At 38.8% G+C, this 9,470-nt stretch carries 10 protein-coding genes; 2 read left to right on the top strand and 8 right to left on the bottom strand.

The features are described 5' to 3' along the window. From PF272_RS02640 to PF272_RS02630, 3 genes are all read right to left on the bottom strand, one after another. Positions 1–577, bottom strand: a 577-nt coding sequence (locus tag PF272_RS02640; protein ID WP_271141510.1) for an autotransporter-associated beta strand repeat-containing protein, incomplete at its 3' end; no start/stop codon positions are given. Positions 578–804: 227 nt separating this feature from the next. Continuing rightward, entirely contained in the window at positions 805–1,305 is a 501-nt protein-coding gene (locus tag PF272_RS02635; protein WP_271141509.1) for a hypothetical protein, read from the bottom strand. Continuing rightward, positions 1,286–1,411, bottom strand: a complete 126-nt coding sequence (locus tag PF272_RS02630) for an ESPR domain-containing protein (protein WP_271141508.1) — start codon at positions 1,409–1,411, stop codon at positions 1,286–1,288. Before PF272_RS02630 ends, PF272_RS02635 begins: the two co-directional genes overlap by 20 nt. A gap of 315 nt (positions 1,412–1,726) precedes the next feature. On the opposite strand from PF272_RS02630, the gene PF272_RS02625 reads away from it, so the two are divergent. Together PF272_RS02625 and fabA are read left to right on the top strand one after the other, a co-directional pair. Continuing rightward, on the top strand, positions 1,727–3,502 hold the full coding sequence (locus PF272_RS02625; protein ID WP_271141507.1) for a Lon protease family protein: 1,776 nt from the start codon (positions 1,727–1,729) through the stop codon (positions 3,500–3,502). Positions 3,503–3,631: 129 nt separating this feature from the next. Next, positions 3,632–4,177, top strand: coding sequence for a 3-hydroxyacyl-[acyl-carrier-protein] dehydratase FabA (gene fabA / locus PF272_RS02620; protein ID WP_065234534.1), 546 nt, complete (start codon positions 3,632–3,634; stop codon positions 4,175–4,177). Between the two features lie 366 nt (positions 4,178–4,543). Here fabA and ruvC read toward each other — a convergent pair whose 3' ends face one another. The 5 genes from ruvC to aspS form a co-directional block, all read right to left on the bottom strand. Further along, positions 4,544–5,113, bottom strand: coding sequence for a crossover junction endodeoxyribonuclease RuvC (gene ruvC, locus PF272_RS02615; RefSeq protein ID WP_271141506.1), 570 nt, complete (start codon positions 5,111–5,113; stop codon positions 4,544–4,546). Positions 5,114–5,584: 471 nt separating this feature from the next. Further along, positions 5,585–6,325, bottom strand: coding sequence for a YebC/PmpR family DNA-binding transcriptional regulator (locus tag PF272_RS02610; RefSeq protein ID WP_065238023.1), 741 nt, complete (start codon positions 6,323–6,325; stop codon positions 5,585–5,587). 12 nt (positions 6,326–6,337) lie between these two features. Further along, a complete protein-coding gene (gene nudB / locus PF272_RS02605) occupies positions 6,338–6,790 on the bottom strand; it encodes a dihydroneopterin triphosphate diphosphatase (RefSeq protein ID WP_065234546.1) in 453 nt (150 codons plus the stop codon). Positions 6,791–6,793: 3 nt separating this feature from the next. Further along, on the bottom strand, positions 6,794–7,681 hold the full coding sequence (locus PF272_RS02600) for an RsiV family protein (RefSeq protein WP_271141505.1): 888 nt from the start codon (positions 7,679–7,681) through the stop codon (positions 6,794–6,796). 13 nt (positions 7,682–7,694) lie between these two features. Next, positions 7,695–9,464, bottom strand: coding sequence for an aspartate--tRNA ligase (aspS, locus tag PF272_RS02595; protein WP_271141504.1), 1,770 nt, complete (start codon positions 9,462–9,464; stop codon positions 7,695–7,697). Between the last annotated feature and the right edge of the window lie 6 nt (positions 9,465–9,470).

Genomic DNA, 9,470 nt, shown 5'->3' with positions numbered 1-9,470 from the left:
TACCTACAGTAACGTCACCGCCATTGTAATTAGTGCCTGCCACTAACGTACCGTCATCAATTAAGGTTTTGCTAACAGTAACAGCCTTAGCAAATGTTGCAGTACCGTCGCCTTGTTTTCTTAAAATACCACCATCAGCACCGTTAATCACATTTTGAACTTCATAATTATCAGAACGGTTGATACCTACAGTAGCCCCACTGGCGACACTAATATCACCAGTACCAAAAGTACCGGTTGTGCCACCATTACCTGCTTGTAGCGTACCAGCTTGAATAGAGATTGCTCCGGTATAAGAACCATCATTATCGCTAGTAATAGATGTTGTGCCTGTATTAGCAGCAAGCTGCGTTAAACTACCGGCACCGGTTAATTGACTATCTAAAGTATAGTCATTAGCACCATGGTTTAATGTTAAAGAAGTAGTTTCCGCACCAAAAACGATATTGCCAGCAACATCACCAGTTACACCGCCGTTACCGAGTTGTAAACTACCTGCATTAATTGTGGTATCGCCGGTATAAGTATTATCGGCGGCAAAGATTAAATTACTACCAGCGGCACCTGCTTTGGTCAACCCACCTGTACCGCTAATCGCTGCTGTACTGGATTGTGTGTAATTACCGCTAGCAGAAGTAATTAAGGTGGCACCGCCGGCACCAATATTGATAATATTCCGGTTTAGTACCTGTTAAGGTATTGAAATTCGCGAAAATAGTTCCTGTTTTTGTAAGCTCTAATATACCGCCATCAATATTCACTTCGCCGTAAGTTAGATCACCTGCGGTAGAAATACTTGCAGTCTTAACTTGGCCACGCTCCAATACCGACAGCACCTTGCGTATTAACAGTACCGCCATTTTGCACGGTTAAATGCCCTTCATTGGTGCGTCCAACCTCTAACCATTTAGTCGATCCTGTTTGATTCAGTTTACCGCCATCAACAACAACTGACGAACCTGCTATAGCCAACACTTCTGGATCTTCAGGAGAAGAAGTGATAGATGTATTTTCAGCGTAGTTATTTGTGGGGCCATAAGCAGTAATCTGGAAACCATAATTGTTAATAGTCACATACCCATTTGAAGTAATAGTAACATTCGTCTTACCTTTATATGGAACATTACATGAAGAACAAGGATCACCAATTCTTACTATATTAGTGCCTGTCACAGGCGTCAGTGTTGTAGTAGTGTCAATCGTTACATTCGTGTCTGCTACTGCCTGCCCCGACGCCAATACCAAACACGCCGCCAACGGCGCTAATGCAAACCAATAAGAGCGATTAATACCCCCCCCCCACAACGTTTTTAGCTTGAGATTTGCTTTTTCCTTTTGCGGTTGCTAATTCCGACACGCATTGCCACAACCCTAACGTGGCATTCCACACAACACGATAAATTTTATTCATATGAAACTCCTTCACTATGTTAAAAATATTCTTTAAGTAAAGATTGCTATTCGTAATTACAGATTATCAAAATAACGTTTATTGACTACTTAAAAATTGCGCAATTCTAGCAGATTTTTTGTTAAATGCCAGCGTAAATCTTATTCCTTACTTCCTATTATTTCAATAGGTTACAGACCTAACTCGATATAGGTAATTAAAAATTTACGTTTCTCTTTTATACGCTTTTTTTCCTCTTGCCTAAAGCAATAGAAATCCACCTTTTACAGTAGTTTTGTGTATAATTCGCAGGTTAAAAAAGAAAAGAGAATAACTATGGATTTATTAAAATTAGATTGGCAGTCACTTGCCCCCACCTTTGCGATTCAAGCTGAACAGATTAATCACACCATTGATTTTTGGGATTTACAGCCACGTGCTACCGCAGCGATTAAACATTGGTTAGCACAAGATAGGCATTTATTAGTATTAAAAGGTGAAGAACAATTTAGTGATTTACAGCGTTTAGAACGTTATTTATTACAGCATTATTTTGCAGATCAACCGTTGGCAATTAATGGGGTGCATTATCAATTTCAGCAGCATAATAATGAATTTCCTATTATGGAAATGCGGACAGCTACGTCTGTACAAGATAATTTTATTCAACGTGATTGGGTAAAAAGTGCAGATTACCTTGATCCTCAACATTTATTTGGGCAAGTATTACAGCTAACTAATAGCGATAAACTGCATCTTGTACCGGGATTAGTTCATCAATTAAATGGCGGGATCTTAATCGTTTCTATCGCACAACTGTTAGCACAATTTGACGTTTGGTTACGTTTATTAAGTTTATTGCAACAACAACAATTTCATTGGCATTTAGATAATATTCTGCAACGCCAACCATGTGTTATTCCAAGTATGCCATTGAAATTAAAACTTATCTTAGTTGGCAGTCGGGAAAATATTGCCGAATTAGAAGCAATTCAACCTGACTTATACCAATTAGCGGATTATGCAGAATTAGCCGCTTATAGTGAGGTTGCCTCTGAACAGCAACAAGCACAATGGGCCGGTTATATTCAACATTTAGCAAAGTCCGAACTGCAACGTGATATTGATTTATCTGGCATTAATCGCTTGTATCAGTGGCTTGTGCGTGATAGTGAAGATCGCCAGTTAATTAGTAATTCGCCTTCACAGATTTTACGCATTTTACAAGGTGCAATGATTACCCAACCCGAATCTAAGTTAATTACCGCAGCGATGATCGAAGATTGTTATCGCCAACAATGTTATCAGCAAGATTTATTGCAGCAACGTAGTTATCAAAGCGTCTTGGCTGAACAGATCTATATCGCTACGGATGGTGAAGAGATTGGACAAATTAACGGTTTGTCGGTGATTGAATATCCGGGCGTACCCTATGCCTTTGGTGAACCCTCACGAATCAGTTGTTTAGTACAAATTGGCGAAGGAGAAATTGTCGATGTTGATCGTAAAAATGAATTAGCCGGCAATATTCACAGTAAAGGGATGATGATTGCACAATCTTGTTTAAGCAATATTTTGCAATTACCTAGCCAATTACCTTTCTCTGCATCACTAGTTTTTGAACAGTCGTACACTGAAATTGATGGCGATAGTGCTTCGTTAGCTATGCTTTGTGTATTAGTCAGTGCTTTAGCGGAATTGCCGTTACCGCAAAATATTGCAATTACTGGTGCGATTGACCAGTTCGGTTTGGTACACGCTGTGGGTGGTGTAAATGAAAAGATTGAAGGCTTTTTTGCAATTTGCCAACAACGTGGTTTAACTGGAAAGCAAGGAGTGATTATTCCTACTGTGGTTTGTGCACAATTAAGCTTAAATCAAGCCGTTATTGAAGCAGTAAAAGCAGGAACATTCCATTTATGGATCGTTGAAGATGCGACACAAGCGTTACAAATTTTATTGCAACGTGATTTAGTAGAAATGCCTGATACTGAATATCACGAGGCTAATCGCCCACTAAACCAATTAATTATGCAAAATATTGAACAGAAAGCTGAGGCAAAACCTTTACTTAATCGTTGGTTTCCTTGGTTAAATTCGCATAAAAAATAAAAAAACTGCTCCGACCATTCAGCGAACAAGTGTAAGCTATTTCAAAAAGCATTTTTCCTTGCTAGAATAGCCAACATCTTATGTTTCCTTTTGGAAAGGATTTTTAACGCTCGCTTGGAGGAGATCAGTATGCCGAACAGTAGTTCACAAAAAAGAACATTCACCGCTCAAAAATCATTTAGCTATGAAGATTTATTAGCTTCTGGACGCGGTGAATTATTTGGTGAGAAAGGCCCTCAACTACCTGCACCCTCAATGTTAATGATGGATCGTATTGTTGAAATGGATGAAACGAAAGGGCGTTATGGTAAAGGTTATATTGAAGCAGAATTAGACATTCGCCCTGATTTGCCTTTCTTTGGTTGTCACTTTATTGGCGATCCTGTGATGCCGGGTTGCTTAGGGTTAGATGCAATGTGGCAATTAGTTGGCTTTTTCTTAGGCTGGATTGGTGGTGAAGGTAAAGGCCGCGCTTTAGGAGTTGGTGAGGTGAAATTTACAGGGCAAATTTTGCCAACTTCAAAGAAAGTTATTTATCGTATTCATTTAAAACGTGTGATTAATCGTAAATTAATTATGGGATTAGCCGATGGTGAAGTTGAGGTAGATGGTCGTATTATTTATACCGCAACCGATTTGAAAGTGGGGTTATTCCAAGATACAACGATGTTTTAATAGTATTTGTGCTGGTCTATGAATACCCAGTTAAATAACTAAAAATTTTTTAAATTTAATCACAAATCTTGATAAATGTTTAATGGGTTCCCTCTCACACTTGCCCGAATGGAAATCAGATTTTCAGGCAAAAAAAGTGATCATTTTTCGAACGCAGTGAGAAAAATCTCTGTTTTTTGCCGCCCGGAAAATCTGATTGGAATGAGGATTAGCAAGTGTGCGAGGGTTTGCTTTCTTTTGCCTCCTTTTCTTTGCAAATCAAAGAAAAGGAGGTCGCCTTTTAGGGCGAAACCTAAATGATACTGAAAGAAAAAATATCTAAAAATAAACTTCAAGAGCAAACTACTTAATATCTGTACACAAAAATTATTCTTCTACCTTTAAGCGAAAGCGTCCCCGACTATACCTTGCACGTAACAAAGCCGCATTTCCCGTTAATTTGGATTGTCCTACTTGAGCAACTTGTAGTGAATATTGATAAGAGTGAGCGTGAGTAATTGCAATCGCTAACGCATCTGCGGCGTCAGCTTGTGGTGAAGCAGATAATGTTAAAATTTTTGTCACCATATGCTGCACTTGCTTTTTATCAGCGGAACCAATTCCTACCACAGTTTGTTTCACTAATCTTGCCGCATATTCAAAAACCGGTAATTGATGATTGGTTGCGGCAACAATTGCTGCTCCTCTTGCCTGCCCTAGCTTTAGCGCGGAATCAGCATTTTTCGCCATAAAGACTTGTTCAATCGAAAAAACATCTGGCTGAAATTGAGTAATAATCTCCGTTACACCAGCGTAAATTCGTTGTAATCGTGTTGGAAGATCATCAACTTCAGTACGAATTACACCACTGCCGAGATAGGTGAGTTGTTTACCTTGTTGGCGGATAACGCCATAACCAGTTAGGCGTGATCCGGGGTCAATGCCGAGAATAATCATATTGAATGTTAAAAATATTAGGGTTTTGCCTATCTTTCTGGGAAGAATAGGCCCTATTTAGTCCACAATATTTGGCTACTAATTCTTTCACTAAATTATAAATTTAGGTTTCGCCCTAAAGGGCGACTTCATTTTATTCGCAAGCAAGCTTGCTCACCCTAACGGGCCGTTGCAAGCAACGTTCAAAAAGCGGTCGCTTTTTGTCATTGCTCGTACAAAGAAAACGAAGCAAAAGAAAGTACGCCCTCGCACACTTGCTAATCCTCATTCCAATAAGATTTTCCGGGCGGCAAAAAACAGAGATTTTTCTCACTACGTTCGAAAAATGATCACTTTTTTTGCCTGAAAATCTTATTTCCATTCGGGCAAGTGTAAGAGGGAACCCAAATGAACCATTTATCAAGATTTATGAATAGGATTTCACTTTACTAGTAAAAAGGGGGCTAAGCCCCCTTTTTTAACTCATCATTCTTACAATAATGCTGCTACTTCATCACTCATATCACCATTGTGATATACGTTTTGCACATCATCGCAATCTTCTAACATATCAACTAAACGCATTAGTTTTGGTGCTGTATCCGCATCTAATTCCGCCGTAGTTGATGGGATCATACTTACTTCAGCTTCATCAATTTTAAAGCCGGCTTCAGTTAATGCATCACGTACTGAGCTAAGATCTTCCCAAGCGGTATAGATCTCAAAACTACCATCATCTTGTGGCTGTACATCATCTGCTCCTGCTTCAATAGCCGCTTCCATTAATGCATCTTCATCAGCTTGATTTACTAAGATTAAGCCTTTACGTGTAAATAAGTAAGCCACTGAACCGTCAGTACCTAAATTTCCACCACATTTAGTAAAAGCATGGCGAACTTCCGATACAGTACGTTTACGGTTATCCGTTAAACATTCAACAATAATTGCTGTACCACCTGGGCCATAACCTTCGTAAACGATAGATTCCATATTGGTATCATCACCACCACCAGCACCACGTTGAATAGCACGATTGATTGTGTCACGAGTCATATTATTTGATAATGCTTTATCAACCGCTGTACGTAAGCGAGGGTTTGAACCAACATCTGGTCCGCCCATTTTCGCTGCGGTAACTAACTCACGAATTAATTTAGTAAAAATTTTCCCACGTTGTGCGTCTTGCGCCGCTTTGCGGTGTTTAATATTAGCCCATTTACTGTGACCAGCCATGAAAAATCCTCTTTAATTTTCAATAGGTTGATGTATTACAAATTTTTCTATCGCTTGCGCGTTATTCCATGATTTTGTCATCTTCATTGCAGTTTCTGCTTCAACCCAACGATAGGCAGAATGTTCTGTTAAACTGACAGCACACTCCTCTGCTAACGGTAAGGTAAACCAATATTCGTGACAATGCGTTACATTCGGTGCATAACGTGCACGAAATTGGGCAAAGATTTCAAAATCAACTTCATAGTGACAATCTTTAAGCATACTTGGTAAGGTAGAAATATCTAATTGTAATTCCTCAAACACTTCCCGTTTTGCCGCTTGCGCTGGTGTTTCGCCTACTTCTAAACTGCCCGAAACAGATTGCCAAAAATCCTGATCGTCTTTACGTTGCAGCATTAATACCCGTTTTGTATTGGTACAATACACAACGACCAGAACCGATTCAGGGTGTTTATATTTCATCATTTACTCAGAAATAATCGTTTTTGTTGTATTAAATAAATATTCAGGTTTTACCACATCTATTAAACGTTCATACGGAATTAATAGCTGGATTTCACCTTCTGCATAAGCACCGAGTTCATAAGGTGGGTAACTTAACAACATTCCATTATAGGTAAAGGTAAAGTTATCTGTTGGCTCTGCTGTCCACCCCATATCAGCACGTTCTTGCAATAATTGCTCTGCTTTATCATGATCAGGTTCATTTTCTACTGAAGCCACATAATCCAGATAAGCTTCTTGCAATAAATTATTAAATGCTTTTCTTTGATTTGGTAATAGCACATCATCAATGCTTAATACTTTTTTCGCTTTTAAATCAAAGTTAATAAAGTGTGTAGCATAAATACCATGTGCACCACCTGCATAATGGAAGAAATAATCACTAAACATCGCTAATTGTTGGTTTTGTGCCATAAAGCGAGGTTGATATTCAAGCGAATATCCAAAAGGTGCATACTCTGCATCTTTGAATAATGACGCTACATCATCAATATACGCTTTTTTGAGTTGATCTAGCGGTAATTTATCCCATTCGGCTTGTTTTTTTGCACTCTCTGCTTCTGAAAGATTAGGATCATTAACTTGTAGTAATTTACGCGCAGCATCATCAAAATATTGATTAATCCAATCAACATTCGTCGCTAAACTTTGTAAATCAAGCTGATAACAACGATCCTCTGCAAAACATTTTTCCTCTCGTAAAAAAGTCACTGTTTTTGCACTGACTAAAGGTAGCTGATCTTTGGCTTCATTTTGTGGTGGAGTTACTTTTTCAGCGACCTTTTCTTCTTTGCAGGCAAATAGGGCTAACCCACTTAAACAAAGTACGCCCCATTTATATAGTTTCATTTTTGCCTCTTTACTACTCTTTTCCTTTTACCACTTGAATAGCTAACTCTTGTAAGGCTTGTGCATTAGCAAAACTTGGCGCTTCAGTCATTAAGCAAGCTGCTGCTGTTGTTTTAGGGAATGCAATCACATCACGAATATTTTCTGTTCCAGTGAGTAACATAGTTAAACGGTCTAAACCAAATGCTAACCCTGCGTGTGGTGGAGTTCCAAATTTTAGGGCATCTAACAAGAAACCAAATTTTTCATATTGCTCTTGTTCATTAATACCAAGAATACGGAATACGGTTTGCTGCATTTTCGGATCGAAAATACGCACTGAACCACCGCCCACTTCATAACCATTAATCACCATATCATAAGCGTTAGCTACTGCATCAACTGGTGATTTTTCTAACTCTTCTGGTGATACGTGTGCAGGGGAAGTAAACGGATGGTGCATTGCAGCTAAACCACCTTCACCATCATCTTCAAACATTGGGAAATCAATTACCCATAATGGCGCCCATTGATCAAGTTTAGTTAAGCCACAATCACGTCCTAATTTCAAACGTAACGCACCCATTGCATCAGTCACTACTTTATAGCTATCAGCACCGAAGAAAATAATATCACCTGTTTGAGCTTGAACACGTTCTAATACTGCTTTTAATACATCTTCCGATAAGAATTTTGCAATTGGACTTTGTACTCCGTCCATACCCACAGCAAGATCGTTAATCTTCATCCAAGCTAAGCCTTTCGCACCATAAATGCTAACGAATTGTGTATATTCATCAATTTGTTTACGGGTAATGCTTACGCCATTTGGTACACGAATTGCGGCAATACGTCCTTTTGGATCATTTGCTGGACCACTAAACACTTTAAAATCGACGTCTTTTAATAAATCTGCCACATCCACCATTTCTAATGGATTACGTAAATCTGGTTTATCTGAACCAAAACGACGCATTGCTTCTGCAAAGGTCATGACAGGGAACTTACCTAAATCTACGCCTAAAATTTCTAACCATAATCCATGAACCATCTCTTCCATAATTTCACGCACTTCTGGTGCGGTAAGAAATGAAGTTTCCACATCGATTTGGGTGAATTCTGGCTGACGATCCGCACGTAAATCCTCATCACGGAAACATTTCACAATTTGATAATAGCGATCAAATCCCGCCATCATTAATAATTGTTTAAACAGTTGTGGGGATTGTGGCAAAGCATAGAATTTTCCTTTATGCACACGGCTTGGTACTAAATAGTCACGTGCACCTTCTGGCGTTGCTTTTGTAAGCATTGGTGTTTCAATATCAAGAAAACCGTGACTATCCATAAAACGGCGTACATAACTGGTAATTTTTGCACGTGTTTTTAAACGTTGTGCCATTTCTGGACGGCGTAAATCTAAATAACGATATTTTAAACGTTGTTCTTCAGTATTGTTTTGGTTGAAATCTAATGGAAGTACATCTGATGCGTTATAAATTAAAACGTCGGTTGCAGAAACTTCTACTTCACCAGTCGCCATATTTTTATTGATTTGGTTATCTGGGCGCGCAATAACTTGACCTTTAATTTGGATACAGTATTCACTACGTAAATTTGCTGCTTTTTCAAATGCTTGTTTATTTTGTGGATCAATAAATACTTGGACAATCCCTTCACGATCACGCATATCGATAAAAATTAACCCGCCTAAATCACGACGACGGTGAACCCAACCACTAAGAGTAACCTCTTGACCAATATGACTGCGGTTTAATGCACCGCAATAATGTGAACGCATCATAATAAT

It is taken from the genome of Gallibacterium faecale (assembly GCF_027920745.1).
Classification (GTDB): domain Bacteria; phylum Pseudomonadota; class Gammaproteobacteria; order Enterobacterales; family Pasteurellaceae; genus Gallibacterium; species Gallibacterium faecale.
Note: the sequence above shows the minus strand (reverse complement) of the source record. Positions and strands in the feature narration are given on the sequence as shown.

Bases quoted from the DNA above. Each gene is read 5' to 3' on its own strand.
- PF272_RS02630 (WP_271141508.1), bottom strand. From the start codon at position 1,411: ATGAATAAAATTTATCGTGTTGTGTGGAATGCCACGTTAGGGTTGTGG.
- PF272_RS02625 (WP_271141507.1), top strand. From the start codon at position 1,727: ATGGATTTATTAAAATTAGATTGGCAGTCACTTGCCCCCACCTTTGCG.
- fabA (WP_065234534.1), top strand. From the start codon at position 3,632: ATGCCGAACAGTAGTTCACAAAAAAGAACATTCACCGCTCAAAAATCA.
- ruvC (WP_271141506.1), bottom strand. From the start codon at position 5,113: ATGATTATTCTCGGCATTGACCCCGGATCACGCCTAACTGGTTATGGC.
- PF272_RS02610 (WP_065238023.1), bottom strand. From the start codon at position 6,325: ATGGCTGGTCACAGTAAATGGGCTAATATTAAACACCGCAAAGCGGCG.
- nudB (WP_065234546.1), bottom strand. From the start codon at position 6,790: ATGAAATATAAACACCCTGAATCGGTTCTGGTCGTTGTGTATTGTACC.
- PF272_RS02600 (WP_271141505.1), bottom strand. From the start codon at position 7,681: ATGAAACTATATAAATGGGGCGTACTTTGTTTAAGTGGGTTAGCCCTA.
- aspS (WP_271141504.1), bottom strand. From the start codon at position 9,464: ATGATGCGTTCACATTATTGCGGTGCATTAAACCGCAGTCATATTGGT.